The organism is Acetobacterium sp., from assembly GCF_041752335.1.
In the GTDB taxonomy this organism is placed as follows: Bacteria; Bacillota; Clostridia; order Eubacteriales; family Eubacteriaceae; genus Acetobacterium.
Genome location: NZ_JBGSHG010000123.1, coordinates 37,376 through 58,411, shown reverse-complemented (window position 1 = coordinate 58,411; position 21,036 = coordinate 37,376). Strand labels below are relative to the sequence as shown.

19 protein-coding genes are annotated in these 21,036 nt (G+C 42.9%); 7 read left to right on the top strand and 12 right to left on the bottom strand.

Features of this window, described 5'->3' with window-relative positions:
• Positions 1-383: 383 nt before the first annotated feature.
• The 7 genes from ACEW8F_RS15170 to ACEW8F_RS15140 form a co-directional block, all read right to left on the bottom strand.
• Positions 384-1,820 carry an aminopeptidase gene (locus tag ACEW8F_RS15170; RefSeq protein ID WP_373484305.1) on the bottom strand — a complete coding sequence of 479 codons (1,437 nt, stop codon included), beginning with the start codon at positions 1,818-1,820 and terminating at the stop codon, positions 384-386.
• Between the two features lie 41 nt (positions 1,821-1,861).
• Positions 1,862-2,035, bottom strand: a complete 174-nt coding sequence (locus ACEW8F_RS15165) for a DUF896 domain-containing protein (RefSeq protein WP_084633607.1) — start codon at positions 2,033-2,035, stop codon at positions 1,862-1,864.
• Positions 2,036-2,065: 30 nt separating this feature from the next.
• The gene (locus ACEW8F_RS15160) at positions 2,066-3,388 is read right to left on the bottom strand and encodes an aminotransferase class I/II-fold pyridoxal phosphate-dependent enzyme (protein ID WP_373484304.1); all 1,323 of its coding nucleotides are present in this window, start codon (positions 3,386-3,388) and stop codon (positions 2,066-2,068) included.
• Complete coding sequence (gene miaA, locus ACEW8F_RS15155) at positions 3,375-4,340, bottom strand: tRNA (adenosine(37)-N6)-dimethylallyltransferase MiaA (RefSeq protein WP_373484303.1); 966 nt, start codon at positions 4,338-4,340, stop codon at positions 3,375-3,377. The genes ACEW8F_RS15160 and miaA overlap by 14 nt, the downstream gene beginning before the upstream one ends.
• 1 nt (position 4,341) lies before the next feature.
• Positions 4,342-6,462 (bottom strand): DNA mismatch repair endonuclease MutL, encoded by a 2,121-nt coding sequence (gene mutL / locus ACEW8F_RS15150; protein ID WP_373484302.1) that lies wholly within the window; start codon positions 6,460-6,462, stop codon positions 4,342-4,344.
• Positions 6,463-6,595: 133 nt separating this feature from the next.
• A complete protein-coding gene (lon, locus tag ACEW8F_RS15145) occupies positions 6,596-8,980 on the bottom strand; it encodes an endopeptidase La (protein ID WP_373484301.1) in 2,385 nt (794 codons plus the stop codon).
• A 39-nt stretch (positions 8,981-9,019) separates the two neighbouring features.
• On the bottom strand, positions 9,020-9,439 hold the full coding sequence (locus tag ACEW8F_RS15140; RefSeq protein WP_373484300.1) for a MarR family winged helix-turn-helix transcriptional regulator: 420 nt from the start codon (positions 9,437-9,439) through the stop codon (positions 9,020-9,022).
• Positions 9,440-9,739: 300 nt separating this feature from the next.
• On the opposite strand from ACEW8F_RS15140, the gene ACEW8F_RS15135 reads away from it, so the two are divergent.
• Positions 9,740-10,498 (top strand): peptidylprolyl isomerase, encoded by a 759-nt coding sequence (locus tag ACEW8F_RS15135; RefSeq protein WP_373484299.1) that lies wholly within the window; start codon positions 9,740-9,742, stop codon positions 10,496-10,498.
• Positions 10,499-10,570: 72 nt separating this feature from the next.
• On the opposite strand, the gene ACEW8F_RS15130 is transcribed toward ACEW8F_RS15135, so the two are convergent.
• The 3 genes from ACEW8F_RS15130 to ACEW8F_RS15120 all read right to left on the bottom strand — a co-directional run bounded on the left by ACEW8F_RS15130 (position 10,571) and on the right by ACEW8F_RS15120 (position 12,700).
• On the bottom strand, positions 10,571-10,741 hold the full coding sequence (locus ACEW8F_RS15130) for a hypothetical protein (protein ID WP_373484298.1): 171 nt from the start codon (positions 10,739-10,741) through the stop codon (positions 10,571-10,573).
• 177 nt (positions 10,742-10,918) lie between these two features.
• The gene (locus ACEW8F_RS15125) at positions 10,919-11,125 is read right to left on the bottom strand and encodes a YjfB family protein (RefSeq protein ID WP_373484297.1); all 207 of its coding nucleotides are present in this window, start codon (positions 11,123-11,125) and stop codon (positions 10,919-10,921) included.
• Between the two features lie 198 nt (positions 11,126-11,323).
• A complete protein-coding gene (locus ACEW8F_RS15120; protein WP_373484296.1) occupies positions 11,324-12,700 on the bottom strand; it encodes a GntP family permease in 1,377 nt (458 codons plus the stop codon).
• A 146-nt stretch (positions 12,701-12,846) separates the two neighbouring features.
• Between ACEW8F_RS15120 and ACEW8F_RS15115 the strand changes: the two genes are divergently transcribed.
• Complete coding sequence (locus tag ACEW8F_RS15115) at positions 12,847-13,263, top strand: hypothetical protein (RefSeq protein WP_373484295.1); 417 nt, start codon at positions 12,847-12,849, stop codon at positions 13,261-13,263.
• A gap of 68 nt (positions 13,264-13,331) precedes the next feature.
• Here ACEW8F_RS15115 and ACEW8F_RS15110 read toward each other — a convergent pair whose 3' ends face one another.
• Together ACEW8F_RS15110 and ACEW8F_RS15105 are read right to left on the bottom strand one after the other, a co-directional pair.
• On the bottom strand, positions 13,332-13,976 hold the full coding sequence (locus ACEW8F_RS15110; RefSeq protein ID WP_373484294.1) for an HAD hydrolase-like protein: 645 nt from the start codon (positions 13,974-13,976) through the stop codon (positions 13,332-13,334).
• Positions 13,977-13,992: 16 nt separating this feature from the next.
• Positions 13,993-15,771 (bottom strand): PAS domain S-box protein, encoded by a 1,779-nt coding sequence (locus ACEW8F_RS15105; RefSeq protein WP_373484293.1) that lies wholly within the window; start codon positions 15,769-15,771, stop codon positions 13,993-13,995.
• A 443-nt stretch (positions 15,772-16,214) separates the two neighbouring features.
• Between ACEW8F_RS15105 and ACEW8F_RS15100 the strand changes: the two genes are divergently transcribed.
• From ACEW8F_RS15100 to hisB, 5 genes are read left to right on the top strand one after another with little or no spacing between them, the layout of a single operon-like run.
• Positions 16,215-17,471 (top strand): ATP phosphoribosyltransferase regulatory subunit, encoded by a 1,257-nt coding sequence (locus ACEW8F_RS15100; RefSeq protein WP_373484292.1) that lies wholly within the window; start codon positions 16,215-16,217, stop codon positions 17,469-17,471.
• On the top strand, positions 17,472-18,092 hold the full coding sequence (gene hisG / locus ACEW8F_RS15095) for an ATP phosphoribosyltransferase (RefSeq protein ID WP_373484291.1): 621 nt from the start codon (positions 17,472-17,474) through the stop codon (positions 18,090-18,092).
• A gap of 21 nt (positions 18,093-18,113) precedes the next feature.
• Positions 18,114-19,394, top strand: coding sequence for a histidinol dehydrogenase (gene hisD / locus ACEW8F_RS15090; RefSeq protein ID WP_373484290.1), 1,281 nt, complete (start codon positions 18,114-18,116; stop codon positions 19,392-19,394).
• Positions 19,394-20,458, top strand: coding sequence for a histidinol-phosphate transaminase (gene hisC, locus ACEW8F_RS15085; protein WP_373484289.1), 1,065 nt, complete (start codon positions 19,394-19,396; stop codon positions 20,456-20,458). Before hisD ends, hisC begins: the two co-directional genes overlap by 1 nt.
• Complete coding sequence (gene hisB / locus ACEW8F_RS15080; RefSeq protein ID WP_373484288.1) at positions 20,448-21,035, top strand: imidazoleglycerol-phosphate dehydratase HisB; 588 nt, start codon at positions 20,448-20,450, stop codon at positions 21,033-21,035. Before hisC ends, hisB begins: the two co-directional genes overlap by 11 nt.
• The last annotated feature ends 1 nt before the right edge of the window (position 21,036 follow it).

Genomic DNA, 21,036 nt, shown 5'->3' with positions numbered 1-21,036 from the left:
TTTCCTTTCTATAGGGTGGGTGGATTCCCCCCTTAAAGGTTCCATGTTTTACATTCATCTTAAGTCAAACACCCCTCAAATTAAATTTTTTACACAAGAGAAACTGTATACTTGTATATATAGGCAGTATCATAACATATATATTATTTTTTTTCCATACGTATTGATAAATTTGTTTAAAATAGTACTGTACCCACCGGGCCCATAAAAAAAATGGTAATTTATAGTCCTAAAAGTATAATTTTTAGACTATAATTACCATTTTAAAGTGACCATTTATAAGATCAAAATCATAAATGCATTAAATAGCATTTGTTACTATATTAACAAATAACTTTTTCAGTTGAACATTTTGTCATAAAGGGTATTATTTTGTCATCTTCCTAGGCCAGGAAGGTTTTGTACCCCTTATAGCACATGTATAGATCAATTTTTGACGCTAATTCAAAGGGCGAATGCATACTCAGCAGGGCCGGACCACAATCCAGTACATCCATACCATATTCTGCCAGAATATGGGCAATGGTACCTCCACCACCAAGATCCACCCGGCCAAGTTCACCCATCTGCCAGATAACACCAGCCGCATCGAGAGATTGTCTCATTTTTCCCATAAATTCAGCATGGGCATCGTTAGAACCTGATTTCCCTCTTGCCCCACCGTACTTTGACAAAACCATTCCTTTGCTAATATATGGGGCATTTCCTTTATCATGGGTACCAGTAAAATTTGGATCGACACCGGCAGTGACGTCAGCGGAAAGCATTTCTGAATTCATAAAGCACCGACGCAAGGCCATTTCAGGTTTTTTCACTGCCATCAGATCGATTATCTCGGCTACTGCGTTCTCGAAGAAACGAGAATGCATGCCCGTATTGCCGACACTGCCAATTTCTTCCTTATCTGCCAGAATCACACAAAGGGTGCGCTCCGGTGCCTCTTCCCGGTCAAGAATAGCGCGCAGCGCGGTATAGGCACAGATACGGTCATCCTGACCATATCCGCCAATCAGACTTTCATCAAAACCAACGTTTCGGGCTGCTCCTGCCGGTACCACTTCCAGTTCGGCGGTAGCAAAATCTTCTTCCAGCATCCCGTATTTTGTGTAAAGGTGATTGAGAATATTTAGTTTAACTCCGTCTTTGAGATCTTTTTCGGGATAAGGCTGGCTGCCAACAATAATATTCAGCCCTTCCCCGGTGATCCCTTCTGTCATTTTTTTGGTATTTTGTTCCTGCGATAAATGAGGTAATAGGTCAGTGATACAAAAAACCGGATCCTCTGGCGCTTCCCCGATGGAAATATTAATCGTCTCCCCATCTTTTTTCACCACCGTGCCATGCATAGCCAGGGGTATGGTCACCCAGTGGTATTTTTTTATTCCGCCGTAATAGTGGGTTTTGAAAAAGGCCATATCGTCACTTTCATACAGTGGCGATGGCTTTAAATCAAGCCGGGGCGAGTCAATATGAGCCCCGATAATGGCCATCCCTTTCTCGATCGAGTCTCGGCCGGCCACAAAGAAAACCACAGTTTTATCTTTGTGAACCATGTAAACTTTATCCCCGGGATTTATTTTTCCGACTTTCTGATAGGCTTCCAGTGGTTTGAATCCGGCTTTTTCGGCCAGATCAACACTCAGCGTCACGCATTGTCGTTCGGTTTTTCCAGCGGTCAGAAATTGGATATAGTCTTCACCGATTGCTTTGACCTTTACCATTTCCTCATCGCTGAGGTCTTTCCAAGCCAGTTCCCATTTTTTACCCAGCTGCTCCTGAAGCAGAGCCCCAGGACTCTTTTCATTGTCTTTATTTTTCATCACAATATCCTCCTTAATTTCAAGCTGATTATGATCCATATTTACTTGTCGACGATTTCGATATTATCCAGTTGTGCTCTTAAATTTGTTCTCACAGCCGATAGATACTCAGCGCGCAGTGTCATTTGCTCATCCGATTCATCTTCAGTCAGCCCGCATTCTTTTTTCTTGCGGGCCAATTCGTTGATCCGATCAATTTTTTCTTTAGTTATCATTTTTTCTCCTCTATTTCTTCATCTCAATTTTTATATTTTTACAAGTTGTTTATCCAACAGGCGTTGGAGGCTGAGCAGGACACCCAGCTTACCATGAAAATGAGTCAAGCCGCCCTGAAAATACACATAATAAGGTTCCCGCATCGGGGCATCAGCTGAGAGCTCAATCGAAGAGCCCTGAATAAAAGCACCGGCTGCCATAATAATGGGATCCGAATACCCTGGCATATCCCAGGGTTCTGGAGTGGCCTGACTGTCCACCGGGGCTGCTTCCTGAATCGCCCGACAAAATGTTTTCACCGCTTCGGCGGTTTTTAAACAGACACTCTGAATGATATCACTACGATAGTCGATCACTTCAGGACAAACGGCAAAGCCCAGCTTTTTATAGCAAGCTGCCAAAAGCACCGCCGACTTAATTGCCTGGGCTACCACCGTCGGAGCCAAAAACAGACCTTGTAGCAAGGTTCGGTTAATGCCCAGAGTCGCACCCGTTTCTCTGGCTACGCCGGGAGCAGCCAGACGGCAGGCAGCCAGGTGAACCAGATCCGCTCGGCCAGCTACATAACCGCCGGTCGGAGCTAAGCCGCCGCCGGGGTTTTTGATCAGCGAACCGGCCATCAGATCGGCACCAATAGACACCGGCTCGACCCGGTCCATAAATTCGCCATAGCAATTGTCGACAAAAACAATCACATCTGCTTTAATCGCGCGAATTTTTTTTATCATCGCCGCCATGTCATCAATGCTAAGCGCCGCCCGCCAGCTATAACCGGTGGATCGCTGCAGATAGATCATTTTCGTATTTGCGGTAATGGCGGCAAGAATGGCTGCTTCGTCAAAACTCCCGTCAGACAGCAATTCAATCTGATCATAGCTGACCCCAAATTCTTTAATGGTTCCCTGGCCCATACAGGCCTCTTCCAGTCCAATAACGCTGCGAATGGTATCATAAGGCGAACCGGTAATCGCCAGCAAGTGGTCGCCGGGGCGCAATACCCCATATAGTGCCAACGAAATCGCGTGGGTTCCCGATGAAATATGCGGTCGCACCAAGGCGTCTTCGGCACCAAAAACATCGGCATAGATGGTTTCGACAACTTCCCGTCCGACGTCGTCATAGCCATAGCCGGTAGACACAGTGAAGTGTCGGTCTCCCAGTCCCGCCTTCTGCATCGCTTTGATAACCCGATACTGATGAAGTTCGGAAAGATCATCCCGTTTTTTCAGTTGGGAATGGACTTCATTTTCAGCTTTTTTTACGAAATCGATGACTTTTGCTGAAATTTCAAATTCCTGCTCAAGATAGGTTTTAATGTCTTTTTGTATGTTCAAACAATTACTCACTTTCATTTATTGGTTCGAATTGAGGCAGAATCAGATTAAGGCATTCCTCAACCTGGGTCGCCAAATCTTTGGTTTCATTCATTTTCAGCCATTGAATCCGTTCATCTTTCCGAAACCAGGTCATTTGACGTTTGGCATAGTGCCGCGAATCCCGTTTTAAAATAGTGACCGCTTCGGCCAGAGTAGACGTTCCTTCCAGATAAGGTTTCAACTCCTTATAGCCAATCGCCTTCAATGCCGTCAGGTTCCAGTCATATCCCCTTTCAACCAGCATTTTGGTCTCATCGATAAGACCTTCCTCGACCATCAGGTCAACCCGGCGGTTAATCCGATCATAAAGAGTCTCCCGGTCCCAGTCCAAACCCAGAATCACATAATCATAGGGAACATCATGTTTTTTTGTCTCTTCATCAAAATGAGATTTTGGTTTGCCAGTGAGCTCATAAATTTCCAGCGCCCGGATGATCCGGTTCAGATTATTGGGGTGAACGATTTCTGCCGTAATCGGATCTACTGATTTAAGTCGCTCATACAAGGCTTCCTTCCCCAGAACTTCCGCTTCGGCCGTTAGTCGCCACCGTATTATTTCATCGCTGTCCTTTTTTTGAAAATCCCAGGGCAAGGTGAGACTGTTGATGTATAATCCGGTCCCCCCTATTATAATAGGAAGCTTTCCTTTTACAAGAATGGCTTCAATGGCTGCCAGTGCTGCTGCTTTATACTTTGCCACACTGAAATCTTCATCCGGGGAGACACAGTCAACCAGGTGATGGGGTACCCCCTGCATTTCGTCTAAAGTAACCTTGGCTGTGCCAATGTTCATATATTTATAGATTTGCATGGAGTCAGCAGAAATGATTTCCCCACCCAGTTTTTTAGCAAGCGCCACGCCCAAGGCGGTTTTTCCGCTGGCCGTTGGCCCTACTAATACTAATACTTTGGGTTTTTTTGCTTCCATCTTATATCACCCGTTTGAATAATTTCATTAATTCGTATTCCTTTAATCTCATTATGATCGGGCGGCCATGGGGACAGGTATAGGGATTACTGAGTTTCATCAGATTTTCAAGAAGTTTTCTGATTTCAACTGGAGTCAAAGATTGCCCCCCCTTGATGGCTGCTTTACAAGCCATAGTAATGATTCTATTTTTTGCTTTTTCGGAAAAAACTGAATTGGCATTAATATTATCGTCACTTTCAAAAATATTTTCTTCAATCATCGCTTTTAATAAGTCCGGGCTTTGAGGATCCCCCAACAATACCGGAACACTGCGCACCAGCAGGGTATCTTCGCCAAAAATATCACAGTCATAGCCCAATCTTTTATACTCGGCCAGTCCATTCTCAATCCCCACTAAATCTTTGGGCCGGATTTTTAAAGGTACCGGAGTCATCAGTCCCTGACTGGGAAGGCCCTCCTTGCGATCAAAAATTTCCATCAGTTCCTGAGTTAAGAACGCTTCGTGGGCGGCATGTTGATCGAGAAGATAGATTTCTTTGTCGCCCTCCAGAAGAATATAAACATTAAATAGCTGTCCTACAATTTTCATTTTTGCCAGATCTCTAACATCTTTTTTTTGAACCTGTAAAGGATTCGTTTCCAAAATGCTTTTTTCTGGATTTGCCTTGTCAAACTCAAATATCCCTGAGGCTTCTACAACACGATTGTGAAGATCCGATGCGCCTCTTCCATCTTTCCTGATTTGTGTTGATGGCGGCTCTTTTGATTTAACCTCTGATATCGCTGAAATAACAGGAGTTAGCCGAGAATCTTCGGGCCTTTTGGGGATCGGCTCTTTTGTTTCACTGATACTCTGCTGCTGATCAAAACCGTCTGTCAATCGGTTTATGTTCATCGGTCTTACCAAATTGAGATCCTCCCTTAAAGCCGCTGCAGGGGTTTTCCGCAACATGGTCTCAATGCTAGCTTGATCTTCGATCTGGGTTATTAGCATCGATGACACCGGCGCCTCGGTTTCGCCGTTTTGATTATCTAATTCATCATCCTCTAACTCACAGTTGTCAGCTATCTTGGTATCAAAACTATTTTTTTTCTCATTATTTTTAAGGTAATCATTATCCGCTGTCCCCAGCTCAACAATCAGATTGGTGTTTTTGAGGGTTTCCCGGATCCCCTGCTTAAAGAGCAGACAGACCAGACTTTCATTTAAAATTTTTACTTCGGTTTTAGCCGGATGGATGTTTACGTCCAGCATCCGGCCGGGTAGTTCAATAAAGATAATACCAAGGGGATGCTGATGTTTCATGCTATAGCCCTCATAGGCTTCATCCAGTGCCTGAGCCAGCCGATTGTTTTTGATATAACGTCCATTAATAAAAAACACCTGATCTTCGCGATGGTTTCGCATGGTTTTAAGGTTTCCCACAAATCCTTCCAGCTTCATGGGTTTGTTTTCATAACTCAGAGCAATCAGATTATCTGCCGTATCAACCCCATATAATCCCTTGACCACATCCATCACCTTCCCAGTACCTGGCGTATCAAGAACAATTCGCCCATTTGTGCTAAACTGAAAGCGAATCTCCGGATGGGAAGTGGCAATTTTCTCCAACAGATCCCGGACAATTGTTTCTTCTTTTTTGTCCTTTTCCATATGTTTTCGACGGGCCGGGGTATTGTAGAACAAATCTCTCACCGTGATTTCGGTGCCGCGATTATAGGCGCAAACCCGCTGATTGATCAGCTTTCCCCCTTCAAACAGGGTTAAGCTTCCAACCTCTTCGTGCTCGAACCGGGTGGTGATCTGCACCTTGGACACCGCTGACACACTGGACAAGGCCTCGCCTCTAAATCCCAGTGATTCGATGGATTCCAAGTCATCGATGGTTGATAATTTGCTGGTGGCATGGCGTTTAAAAGCCAACGGAATCTCGTTATAGGCAATCCCACAGCCATTGTCCCGGACTGTAATCCGATTTTTTCCGCCGGCTTCAACGATCACGGTAATCTGGTCAGCACCGGCATCAATGGCATTTTCCACCAATTCTTTCACTACCGATACCGGACGGATAATCACCTCACCGGCCGCTATTTTATTAATTGTCTCATTGTTTAACATCTTAATTATCATGGAAAATATTATATCATAAGAAAATAAGACCGTCGACAAAACCTGGTAGAAAAAAAGGGAGCTGTCATTTGACAGCTCCCTTAATAATGGAGTGGTCTCCAGTTATACTTCACCTTTCAAACTAGGCATCCATGCTCAGTTGTACATTAGAATCACTTTTTGGTCTGTTTAATATCGGTTTGCATTCTGGCAACTCAATTCCCAATGCTTCTCTCAGCACTTCTTCAATAGTTGAAACATGAATGATGGTTAAGGCATTTCGTACTTCCTCAGGAATATCACTAACATCTTTTTCATTGTCTTTTGGCAACAAAATTTTTGTGATGCCACTGCGTTGAGCTGCGATAACCTTTTCCTTGATGCCGCCAACTGGCAACACCTGACCGCTTAAGGTAATTTCCCCAGTCATAGAAAGCTTTGAATCCACTGGCTTGCCCAAAATTAGTGAAGCCAATGCCGTGGTTAGAGTAACTCCCGCCGATGGTCCATCTTTTGGTGTTGAACCAGATGGTACATGAATATGGGTGTCATTTTTAAAATAGTCAAAGCCGTTAGCCAAATCACCCAAACGGGATCTGATCAGGCTCATCGCAATGGTGGCACTTTCTTTCATAACATCACCCAGTTGACCAGTTAAGGTCAGCTTGCCACTACCTGGCATCAGGCTTGCTTCGGTAAAGAGAATTTCTCCGCCGACAGCTGTCCATGCCATACCGGTTACGACACCCGGTTTGTTATTCTCGCCAGCTTTTTCGTGACGTCTGGTTTTGTTCCCCAATACTTCGCTGATGTTTTGGGTTGTCACAACAAATGGAAGTTCAACTTTTTTCGAGACAATTTTTTCCGAAACAACTCGGGCAATCTTTGCCAGTTGTTTAGTCAAGCCACGGACGCCGGCTTCAGCGGTGTAATTTTCAACGATCGCTTCAACAGCTGTTTCTTCAATCTGAAGCATTTCAGTGGTCAACCCATGATCTTTTAATACTATGGGCAGTAAGTGATCGATGGCAATCCGTTTCTTTTCACCGTTGGTATAACTCGACAGCTGAATAATTTCGGCACGATCCAAGAGTGGTGCTGGGATAGTGCTAAGGTCATTGGCTGTTGCAATAAAGAACACCTCGGATAAATCGTAGGGAATTTCCAGATAGTTATCTGAGAAAGTACAGTTTTGCTCAGGATCTAAAACTTCCAGTAACGCTGAACCGGGATCACCCTGAAGAGACACGCCCATTTTGTCAATTTCATCTAAAATGAAAACCGGATTCTTTGCTTCGCCATTGGCAATTCCTTTAATGATACGTCCTGGCATAGCTCCCAGATAAGTTTTACGATGTCCCCGAATTTCGGCTTCATCCCGAACGCCACCCAGGCTAGCTCGCACGTATTTACGATCTAACGCTTCGGCAATACTCTTTCCTAAACTGGTTTTACCGGTACCCGGAGGTCCCACAAGTAAAAGGATTGAGCCTTGTTTATCTTCTTTTAATTTCATCACGGCCAAATGTTCAATGATTCGTTTTTTTACATCATCAATACCAAAGTGGTGAGACTCCAGTACCTGTCTGGCGTGTTCAATATCGATTTCTTTTTTCTCGCTGATCCAGGGTAGTTCCAAAAGCAAATCTAGATAATTCATGATGACATTGCTTTCACCCCCGTTTGGCGGTGAATTTTCGAATTTTCGTACTTCTTTTAATGCGATTTTTTTTACATCCGCAGGCATATCTGAGTCCAGCACTTTTTTCCGGTAATCGGCTTCTTCTTCAAGTTCCTCATCCAGTTCGCCTAGTTCAGCTTTAATATTTTTCAACTGTTCCCGAAGCATGGCTTCACGATAGGTTTTATCTTTACGCTGGGAATATTTTTTGCTGATTTCCAGCTGCAGGTGTACGGAATCCTTTTCCCGGATGATATAGTCAATAAAACTCAAGGTCCGCTCTTTCAGCGAATCAATCTCTAAGAGAACCTGCTTGCTTTTTAACGGAATGCCCATCATTGGGATCGTGTAACCCATAATCTCTTCTAACGAAGGCAATCCTTCCAGGATGCTGACAAAGTATTCAGCCCCTTTAAAATTATGACTTAAATCTTTCATCAAGCCCTTAATGTACATGATCATTTCCTGCTCTTCGTCAGCACTAATATCCGTGACATCTTCCTGAATCGTGTAAGAAGCAGTAATCTGTTTTTCTTCAAAGGTAAAATCCAGAACTTTAACGCGATTAATGGTAGTAATATCAATAATAAACCCATTATCGGATTTTTGGATATTGTCAAATTTCATTAACACACCGATACGATAAAAAGAATCAGCCGTTAATTGAACGAGTCCTTTATAATCCTTTGTTGACAAACCAATGGCCAGGGTATTATTCTTAATGATCAATTCTTTGATATTGTTGCCAATATCCTCGTTCACAAAAATACGATTTGAAATCCCCGGATAAATCACAGTTTCTGTGATCGGGATTAATGGTGCGTTTTTGATTTCTAGGGTACTCATTTTCTTCCTCCTCATCCTCTAATTGATTTGTTTTGTTTATTAAAGGATTTTGTTTAGTAAGGTGATCAATTGATCTAGCTCTTCATCGGTGAGACTGTTTTTAATACGTTCAATAACTTGAATCTGGGTCCTTTCCTCGGATCTGGCAATTGATTGTCCCTTAGGTGTAAGATAGATAAAATACACCCTGCCGTCCTCTGGTGAACGTTCCCGATACACACAGCCCATGGAAATAAATTTACTAATCAATTCGGTAATCGTCGGTTTCGAATTCTGTGTTTCCTGTGCCAATTGGCTGAAGGTTACCCGATAATTGTTGTCGATGACTTTCAGATAATATTTCTGTTTTGAGGTCACATCTTGTGCCTGACATTGGCAGGTTTCATTTTCATGAAAAGCTGCATTTAGTTTCAGCAGTTTATGATAAGCCTCATACAATTCATTTTTCTTACATGTCATATTATCACCCAACTTTTTCATTAGTTAGCATTTACCTAACTATTTAGTATCAGTATAGCTCCCCATTCCGCTATTGTCAACAAAAGGATGTTCTTATTCAGAATCGTTAAGATTTTCTTAATTTTCAATCATCTTTATGTAATGTCAAATTTGACATTACTTGGCTTTTTTCAGAGCTGACTTGAATTAATTTGCTAAAATCTTAAATCCATACCCTTTATCCATCTGCATATTGACAAAAATCCCTTGAAAGGCTATGATTTTAGAATATAAATTAATTTGGACCTAAAGGAGACTATTATGGAAAAAACCCCTTTGGCTTCCGTGGCTGGTAAATCGATTTACACCGCGGATTTAGATGCCTTAATAAAACAATTACCCCAGGAACAAGCGAATCAGTTTACTTCAAAAGAAGGACGACGTCAATTACTGGAAGAACTCATCGCCCAGGAACTTTTTTATTTAGAAGGTAAGGAAGCAAAGGTTGACGAGAGTGAAGAGTTTCAGAAAATGCTCATTGATGCCGAAGAAAAACTTCTAAAAACCCATATGATTGCTAAATTCATGATGGACATCACCGTACCGGATGAAGAAGTGCAGAATTTCTACGATGAAAACCCAAACCAGTTCATTGCCCCAGACAGTATTCGAGCCAGCCATATTCTTTTACCCAATGAGGAACAAGCGGTCACCATTATTGACGAAATCAAAAACGGCAAATCCTTTGAAGCAGCTGCAAAAGAATATTCTATTTGTCCTTCTAATGATAAAGGTGGAGATCTGAGCTATTTTTCCAAAGGCCAGATGGTTCCCGAATTTGAAACCGCGGCCTTTGCCCTGGAAGTGGATGAAATGACGGAACTGCCGGTACAAACCCAGTTTGGCTTCCACATTATCAAGCTGACTGACCGTAAAATTGCTCAAACGATCCCCTTTGATGCCGTTAAGGAAAATGCCCGCAATTACTTATTACGGGAAAAACAGAACAAGGCATTTATCGGCAAGGTCGAAGACCTCAAACAAAAATATCCAGTTAAAATGGAAACCAGTACGCTATAACAAAAAGACCGAAGCATAATAATTGCTTCGGTCTTTTTATGTTGATACTCTTGGTATAACGTTTTTTACTTTCTATTCTTCGTCCTGATCCTTACAACAACACCCTTTTCCAATAAATCGGTGGCCAATGATGAACCCTGCAATCGTAAAGGCAATCGTGAGAGCAACTAAGGCACAAGGAACAATTTTATCCTTATGAGCCATTACACAACATTGGCTGTCTTCATTCTTATTACAACACATTTTATTTCCCCCAGCTTTCTTTATTATATCTGCTTCATACCCTTATTTTTGGTTTTCAACCACGGAGGTTTTCGACACCCCGCAATAGCTTATCTAACTGACTTCGGGATTTACTGTTTTTACTATCTGTTAACCGATGGAAAAATCCAGCCGGTCACTTAGCCGGCTGGATCCTTTTTAAACCGAGATATCCAATAACTGCCCAATATTGGGGTCGGGTGCGGGGCCAGTTACAGCGGCTACCGGTGTACTTGTTTCCGCCATCGCCACCATATCAGTCATTTGCTCGGTCCCAGTCTCCATGGCCATCTTCATCACCGATATACTCGCCTGTTGAGCGACCTGCATTTGACTCATTCCCATCGAAAGTGCTGCAATATCCATGTTCATTCCACCTTTCTTTCGGGTGATTCATATACGTCATGAATCAACTCCATTAAATTCACACTCTGCCGCTTATTCATGTGCAGAACGTTCTTATATCAGTTATCGTATTAATTTGTATTTACTTAAAGATTATATCACAATTTCAGAAATAATCCTTTAATGTCGATCAATTGATAGGATATCTGCAGGTATTAATTATATAAATATCATGGCCAGGATAAAAATCGCTGCCATCGCTGTCACTCCCATAATCAGGGTCAATAGTGTCTGTGTTTTGTAGCCATCCTGGGGTTCCATTCCGCCAAAGTTTGTCACTACCCAAAAGTAACTGTCATTCGCATGGGATACGGTCATCCCGCCGGCGCCAATAGCCAGCACTGCCAGAACGGCGGCCATCGGACTGGTTAGACCTAAGGCTGACATCATCGAGGCCGGATCCGAATAGATTCCCATGATCCCAGCTGTGGTTGTTATTGCAACGGTTGAAGATCCTTGGGCGGTTTTTAAGATCGCCGCAATTAAGAATGGGAAAAAAATCCCTACCCGAGAAATGAAGCCCGCATTCGCCTGAATAAAGTCGACAAAGCCGGCGGCCACAATTACCTTACCTAAAACCCCGCCAGCAGCTGTGACAAAAAGGATCTGTCCCACCACCTTTAAGGTTTCATTGGTCAGTTCATAAAATTCAGCCATTTTTTTTGTTGAAATTAAGAGTCCCAACGCAGCTAGCAAACCTGCCGTCAAAGCAATTATCGGTGTCCCTAAAAAAATCAAAAGCTGTCCCGGCATTCCGGCAATGGCAAGCAGGCTAGTAAGTGACCCCAGTGCCATCAGTAAAATGGGTACTAGAATGGGTGAAAGCGAAGCCACACCGCTGGGAACTTCACCATACTCGGAAACCAGTTCCGTTACACTTTTTTGATAATCCAGATTCCCCATTTCATCGCGTGAGCTGACTTTTCTGCCAATAAATTTGGCAAATATCAGGGCTGCAATCAAAGTTGGTATCGATACCAGGGCGCCCATACCAATGACCAGCAACAAATTATTACCGACGCCCAGGGATCCTGCTGCTGCAATTGGTCCCGGTGTTGGTGGAATAAAAACGTGAGCGGTATAAAGCCCAGCTGATAAAGCTACGGTCATGGCCACTGACGAAGTTCTGGTTTTAGCCCACATTGCCTTACGAATTGGATTCAGGATCACAAACCCGCTGTCGCAAAAAACAGGCACCGCCACAATCCATCCCATAATCATTAAGGCCAGCTCCGGATTTTTAGGGCCAACCGCCTTTATTACCATGTCTGCGAGCTTAATCGCTGCTCCAGTTTTCTCCAGTATCAATCCAATTAAAGCACCTAGTATAATCACAATACCGATGCTTGTGAAAATCCCTGCAAACCCTGATCCCAAAATTCCAGGAATCTCTGCAAGCGGCAGTCCGAAAACCAGAGCAAGTATCAATGAAACGCCCATAATTGCTAAAAAAGGATGAACGCCCCATCTAGAAATGGCAAAAATCATCAAACTTATTGCGATCACAAATGTAATCATCATAACTAAACCCGTCATAAAAACCCCTTTCACTGATTTTTCTTTTAGATGATTGCGAAACTCACCTCGCTTTCAGCTGAATCAGCATTTCTTTTGCTGTTAAAATATGTTATGATTTAAAAATGCAATAACGTATCATAAAAGAATAGCGAAGGAGAATAATTTTGAAAAAGAAACTGTACTTATTAGGTGTTTTTATCCTTTGTGTCGTGACCCTGTCCGGCTGCACTCTTTCATCTGAAAAAAAATCCGAGACCCTGGGTCTGGAATCCACCGACCGTTATGAACTCCTGATTGGGCTGAACGATGTAGGTACTGGCAAACAGATCATGGACACTCAGGAGGCCATTGAAATTATTAAAATGAAACTATTAAATCATGTCAGCGGTGTCACCATTACAGTGTCTAATGGTTACTATTATGTGGGAGCTTTTATTGTTGATGAAACGACATTGAATTGCGTGATTTATGGTGCCGATGACGCATCAATCACCGCCGTAGTTGACGAAATCACCAGTGATATGAACGTCTCCGTGCTGGTATCAAAAACCCCCAGCAAATACCGTTTAATCACACCATAAAAGATTTCGAGGCAATCAAGCAAAATGTCCTTATTTCTTCAGAACACCTGCTGTCATGCTGATCGGATTCAGTATTTATTTTTTGTTCTAACTATATCAATAACTTCCCATATGTTATCAATCATAAAAGTGGGCTTGCACTTTTCAAGTGCAAAAGGCGTATTATATCCCCATTTCACGGCAACCACATCCACCCCAACCTTATGACATGCTTCAATATCACGAACTTCATCCCCAACATATAACATTTCGTCCGGGTTGATATCATGCTTTCGCAAAACTTTTTTAATTTTTTTTGACTTGGACATGAGTGCGGAACACATGATAAATTCAATCTCATGACTGATGTCATAGGTTATTAAAAAATCAGAAACTGTTTTTTTTATATTTGAGGTGAGAATGCCAATATGATTGGTTTCCTTTCGCAGGGCTGTAAAGAAATCGTGAATATCCGATGCAAAAGCATGAATTTCGGTTGATTCCTTTCGCATCATCTTTTGTCCATCCCGGAGCGCCCGGGGAAATTGATAAAAGGGGATATCAACGATTTCTTTAATTTCTTTGACATGAAGATTCTTGATATGCTGTAATTCTTCCATCGTAACGGTGCTGTATTTATACTTTGTTGCCAGTTCATTGTATATATTAAAGGCTTTCTCTTCAGTATCCGCAAGGGTACCGTCAAAATCGAAAACCACACATTTATAGGTCATAGATGACTCCTCTGATTTAGTTGTTGTTTATTTCATATCCATTCACTTTACTTTTTAACTTTTTTCCTAAGGATTCGTGATAAAAGTAGTAATCTAAATTCAATCGCTGGGCTTCATGCATGGCCGCACTGCCAAAACGGATCAAATCTTCTTTTGTGTTTGCATATTCCGGATATTTAGATATGCCGATATGGTTTCTTAATGTAAATGAATTACCTTCAATGACAAAGGGGCTTTTCAGCAAATCGACAACCAATTGACAAATTTCCATAATTATTTTAATGCCCGCATCACAAGGATAAAACAAAACAAACTGATCCGTATACCGACGGACAAAGAGCCCATACTTCCCAATAGCGCCATATAACCGTTCGCTTAAAGACTGCACTAGCTGATCTTCGATATCTTGCCCGAAAGCATCCCCAACTACATGAATCCCCTCAACATGAATAAAAATCAAAGCCAGATTCTTATCAGAGTTGTTCCCATTTTTATTAAAATAGTTTTCCAAAACCTGTTCCAATTTATAACGATTGGGGAGTTTTGTTACCTGGTCCTGGATAAAAGCAGCTTCTAGTGCTTTTCGTTTTTCAATGGTTTCGGTGACGTCGATTCCAAGCAGAATATTCGTGTTTTTTCCATCTCTTCTGGAAAAAGTGGCATGATCCCACTGAATATAATGAATATCACCTCTGTAATCCTTAAATGGCAATGGTCGTCTAAAATCCAGGTTTTCATTAACAAATTTTCGATGGGCACGATTAAGATTTCCAAAAATATCCCGCAGACTTTTATTTTCGATATCGTCATAGGTAATTCCACTTAATTGCTGCACCACATGGTTAAAACTCTCGACTTCAAAACTACTGTTGAATTCAATAAATAATAGCCTGCTATTATTTAGCACCTTATCGGTAAAAATAAGCTGAGCATTCAATTCTTCCCTTAAATCGACCTGCTTTGTAACATCCTGAAGAATCCCGATGGTTCGCAGATGCTCATTGTCTTTTGTAAAATAATGTCGGATTCTTAAGTAGATATCCCGGATTTCTCCCCGGTTATTTTTTATCCGATAATGGGTATCAACCTTTTCCTGTGCTTGAAATGCCCGCAAAAAAGCTTTCCAAACCCGGTTCTGATCATCTTCATAAGCCATCCAGTAGATGATGTCAAGATTGGGTTCAACTTCCCCTTCTTCATAGCCAAGTATACTATAAAGTTCCCTGGACCAGTAGATTTTTTTTGTTAAATAATTCATTTCCCAATAGCCCAGATGGGCAAGATGCTGGATTTCCAGGAGTTCTTCTTTCTGCTGGCTAATATACTCATCCTTTTCGTAGGTTTTTTTTAAATCCGTGCCGGTTACGACCATATAGCTTTTTTCTTGTCCTTTTTTTCTGCCTATTTTCAACGGCTTAAATACCAGATGAATCGGAATCACCTCACCGCTTTTGTGAAAAAATTTAATATCCTTTTCGAATACGCCTTTTTCAGCAATCGCTTTTTTCAGTTCATCGTGTTCGTCTTCAAAAACATAGTCCATGGGAATGCGCTGGATACTTTTGCCAATAATTTTATCTGCCGGTTTCCCCTGGTATTTTAAAAATGTTTCGTTTGCCTTATATATAATTCCTTCTTTATCAACCACAACGATGCTGTCCGTTACCTGATTAAATACACCCTGAAACATTTTTTCAGCCTGTTCCCATTCTTCCCGCCTTCTTTTGAATTTAACGAGATGGTAACCTATTGCCCCAGTCAAACTAAAAAAAACAATGGCTCCAAAAATTACCATCGCTATTATATTCTCTCCAGAAAAAAAATTTATCTCATTCAGCATAGCGAACACCTTACTTTCTGATGTATCATGTTATCGGCATTACACCCAATAATATTTTTTACTAAAGATGACCTTCATGATATTTGCCTTCAATTCACAAATATATTATAATACAACCTGTCAACAAAATCCATTGCTGACTGTTATTATTTTCAGAATTGAAAACTGGGAATTTCAAAATCCAGTAAAAAATTTGACAAATGACACATAAGTGACCGTTTTCTGACTTGGCAAACATTCTTTAATCAATTCATAAGTAATCTGATATTCTAAGAAGCATTCATCAAAATTAAAAAATTATCTTAAATGCTTTGACAAACTGAAAATTAATGTTACAATATGTTTATCACTTCACTAGACTACAGTAATGAAGTATTTGTTTGAACAAGGAGGTTCACATGCTTTTTAATTATACCATCGACGGATTCGAAAACATTCAACACCAGGATTATTTCGCGTTGCAGCAAATCAACCATAAACTTATGTCACTTTATCGCTCTTTTGGATATCATCAAATTTCCACCCCCACCTTTGAAACCTACGATCTGTATGTCAATGAAGATTCCATACCCAGTGATGATCTTTTCAAGCTGGTCAATCATCTAGGTAAGGTTCTCGTCCTGAAGCCGGATGCTACGCTGCCAGTCACCCGGATGGCCGCCATGAACCACCCCAATTCCCAGGATGTCATCAAATTCTCTTACGAGACCAACATCTATCGAAATTTTTCATCACCAGAAATCATCAAAAAAGAAATCACCCAAATCGGGATTGAATACTTCGGCAACAACAGTCCGGAATGCGACGGCGAAGTGATTGCCCTGGCGATCCGTTCACTGTTGGAAAATGGCATTAAGGACGTGCACATTGATCTGGGCCATGTGGGATTCATCAATTTTCTTTTTGACGATCTGGCCTTTTCCGACAAAGAAAAAGCGACCCTATTTAAATACATCGAAAACAAAAACATTGGCGATATCGCTGACTATCTGGAAAAACTGGCATTGCCTGATGATAAAAAAGCCATCATTCTTAAACTGCCGCTGCTCTATGGCGAACCTAAAACCGTATTAAAGCAGATGGAAGCCTTGTGCGTCAATGACAAAATGCGGCAGGTCGTAGCAAAAATTTCTGAAATCTACGCTCATCTGGAAGTCATTGGCCTGGCCGACTATGTAAGTTTTGATCTTGGATTCACCAATCAGATGAACTATTACAGCGACATCAACTTTAAAGGTTATATCAACAGCTGTGGTGAACCGGTGATCAGCGGCGGACGTTACAACCATTTGTCAGAAAAATTCGGTATTCCCCGTCCGGCCTGTGGTTTTGCCATCGATCTGCTCAAGGTGATTGATTACATGGAACAACACCAGCTGCTCCCCCAGGATGATCAGAATATCCATGTGCTTTTTTATGAAAAGTCACAAAAATCCGATGCCCACAAAATAGCTGAGCAACTGCGCTCAAAAGGATCAATAGTTGAAGTTTTCCTGATGAACGATACTAAAGAAATCCATGTGTCGTCATTCCAGGAGAATGCCCTTTATAAGAATGCCGCGCTGTACTTCCTGACTGACGGCAAACTCTTATCTGAAAGCAACGGAAAATTCTTAGAAATCAAAGCAATTGGTTCTGAAAGTGAGGTGGCGTAAATGATAATCCGATTCGCTCTGGCCAAAGGTCGGGTGGCTAAAAAAGCAATTGAGCTGTTAATTGATCTGGGTTACGTTTTTGAAGATTACTCGGAAAAAAGCCGAAAGCTTATTTTCACCGACACCACTGGAACGATTGAGTTTTTTCTGGTAAAATCTCCGGATGTTCCCACCTATGTGGAAAAAGGCGCGGCTGATATCGGCATTGTCGGCAAGGATGTGCTGCTGGAGCACCCAGCCCAGGTTTATGAGATGCTGAACTTAAACATCGGCAAATGCAAAATGTGTGTGGCTGGCTTTGAAAACCACCCGATCCCCTATGGCAAAAAAATGGTGGTGGGCACCAAATATCCGGTCATCGCTAAAGATTATTTTCATACCAAGAACCAACTGGTGGACATCATTAAAATCAATGGCTCGGTGGAGCTGGCTCCGCTGATTGGTCTGGCCGACTGTATCGTTGATATTGTCGAGAGTGGCAGCACTTTGAAAGAAAACGGACTATCGGTACTGGCAGAAATCTGCGAGATCAGCTCCCGACTGATCGTCAATCAGGTCAGCCTGAAGACTAAGCGAGTAATGATCGATCCCATCATCAAAGCATTTGAAAACCAGCTGTAGATTACTAAAGAGAGGAATAAAATGAAAACTATCATCTTTAAACAAGGCATAGACCTTGATACCATATTGAAGCGCAACGAAGATGAGCGGGAGGATATTCGCAACGCCGTTCTGGAAATTATCAAAGGGGTAAAAAAAGAAGGCAACGCCGCTCTTTTATATTATACTCAGGCGCTTGATCACTGTGTCCTCACTCACTTGCAGGTGACCGAAGCAGAGATTGATGAAGCTTTTGACACGGTTCCCGATGAACTTCTGGATATCATCCGGGAGGCCGCCCAGAACATTCGCGATTTTCACGAAAAACAGCTGGAAACAACCTGGACCTACACGCCTAAACCCGGGGTCATCCTAGGCCAACATATCACCCCGATTGAACGGGTGGGACTCTACGTCCCCGGCGGTAAAGCCACCTACCCCTCGACCGTCCTGATGGATGCCATACCGGCACTAGTGGCCGGGGTAAAATCCCTGGTGATGGTGACCCCGCCGGGTCGAGATGGGAAAATTAACCCCACGATCCTGGCGGCGGCCAAAATTGCCGGTGTCCACGAAATTTATAAACTCGGCGGCGCACAAGCGATTGCCGCTCTGGCCTACGGCACTGAAACCATCAAACCAGTTAATAAAATTGTCGGACCCGGTAATATTTATGTGGCCACTGCTAAAAAAGAAGTATTTGGTAAGGTCGATATTGACATGATTGCCGGACCCAGCGAGGTGCTGATCATTGCCGATGAAAATGCCAACCCGGTTTATGCGGCCGCCGACCTGCTGTCTCAGGCCGAGCACGACGAACTGGCGATGCCGATTCTGGTGACCACCTCAGCCGAACTGGGAGAACAAGTCATTGAAGAAGTCTACCGCCAGATCAGTGAAGACCTTAACCGCAAAGAAATCGCCAAAAAATCAGTCGATGATTATGGCTTTGTGTTTATTGTCAAGGATCTCGACGAAGCCTTTGAGCTGTCCAACCAGATTGCTCCCGAACATCTGGAGCTGCTCATCAAAGACCCCATGAATTCGCTGGAAAAGATAAAAAATGCCGGCGCCATCTTTATGGGTGCTTACACCCCAGAACCTCTGGGTGATTATTTTGCCGGACCCAACCACACCCTGCCGACTTCCGGCACAGCCAAATTCTCCTCACCTCTGGGAGTCTATGACTATCTGAAAAAATCCAGCATTCTATCCTATGATCAGGCCGCATTACAGTCAGTCTATCCAAAGATTGCCGCCTTTGCCCGTTCCGAAGGATTGGATGCCCATGCCAAAGCAGTTGAAAGGCGGTTTGAAGACTAATGGAATCACTAATAAGAAAAAATATCCAGCAATTAATTGCCTACAAGGTCGACGCCCCGCAGTTTGAAATCATCGTCAATGCCAATGAAAGTCCCTATGACTTTCCCATGCAGCTCAAACGAAAGTTTAGCGACGACATCTGTAACACTGATTTAAACCGCTACCCGGAGGCCTGTTTTCCGGAACTGATTGAAGCCATCACCGACTACACCGGTGTCCCGGGCGAAGGCATTATCTGCGGCTCCGGCTCTGACGAGCTGATTGCGATGATCAACCAGGCCTTTGTGGATCCTGGTGACGTGGTGGTCTCCCATTCGCCCTCCTTTTCGATGTATGATATCTGGGCCACCATTGCCAATGCCAGACATATTATGGTACCCGATCTGCCGGGACACATTCCTGATGTAGAGGGTATGATTACGGCCGCCTGCGAGAATCAGGCGAAACTGCTTTATATCTGTAACCCCAACAATCCTACCGGTTACATTTTTAGTCGCGCGGATATAATCAAAATGTTGGATTCTGTCCCTTCGCTGGTGATCCTGGACGAAGCCTATATCGAGTTCTTCGGTGAATCTAGTGTTGATCTGCTCGAAAAATACCCCCGCTTGCTGGTGCTGCGAACCTTGTCCAAAGCCTTCGGTCTGGCTGGCATCCGCTGTGGCTATGCTTTGGGTAATAAAGAAATTATTGATATTCTTTACAAGGTTAAAGGGCCCTACAACCTCAATGTTTTAACCCAGAAATTGGCCGTCATCGCCTTAAAAAATCGCGATGCGATCCTGCGCAATCTGGAAATTTTAAGGGCAGAGCGACAAAAAACAATGCGTGTGCTGGAAACTTTTCCCGGCCTGACCCTTTATCCATCCGGCGCCAATTTTATATATTTTGAAACCGACCGGGCTGAGGCCATCTATGAAGCGCTCTTGAAACGGAATATTCTGATCAAACGCTTTGTTGAAACCGACGCCACTCCCGGCAGTATTCGTTTTTCCATGGGCAAACCCCAGGAAAACCAAAAGATTCTGGATATTATCAAGGAGGTCGTGTACAATGAAGCGTAAAAGCACATTAAGCCGGTCCACAACCGAGACCGAAATTTCACTTTCACTCAATATTGATGGATCCGGTCTGGCCAAGATCAACACCGGCGTTGGGTTTTTTGATCATATGCTGACGCTCTTTACTAAACATGGCAAATTTGATCTGACCATCGATGCCCATGGTGACGAAGCTGACAACCACCATGCCATTGAAGACATTGGTATTCTGCTAGGCAAAGCCTTTTATGATGCGTTGGGTGACAAGGCCGGCATCAATCGCTATGCCTTTGCCTTCACCCCCATGGATGAGGCCCTATGCCGCACCTGTGTGGACATCAGCGGCCGCAGTTACCTTGTTTTCGATGTCCCACTGACCCGGGAATTTATTGGCGACTTTGAAACTGAAATGCTGGAGGAATTCTTCCTAGCCTTTACCAGCAACAGCAAAATAACCCTCCATGTGACTTCCCTCTACGGCAAGAACAACCACCATATTGTGGAAGGAATTTTCAAATCGCTGGGGCGAACGTTAAAAGATGCCTGCTCGATCGAAGCTGGCAACACCGAAATTCCATCCACTAAAGGAATAATAGAATAAC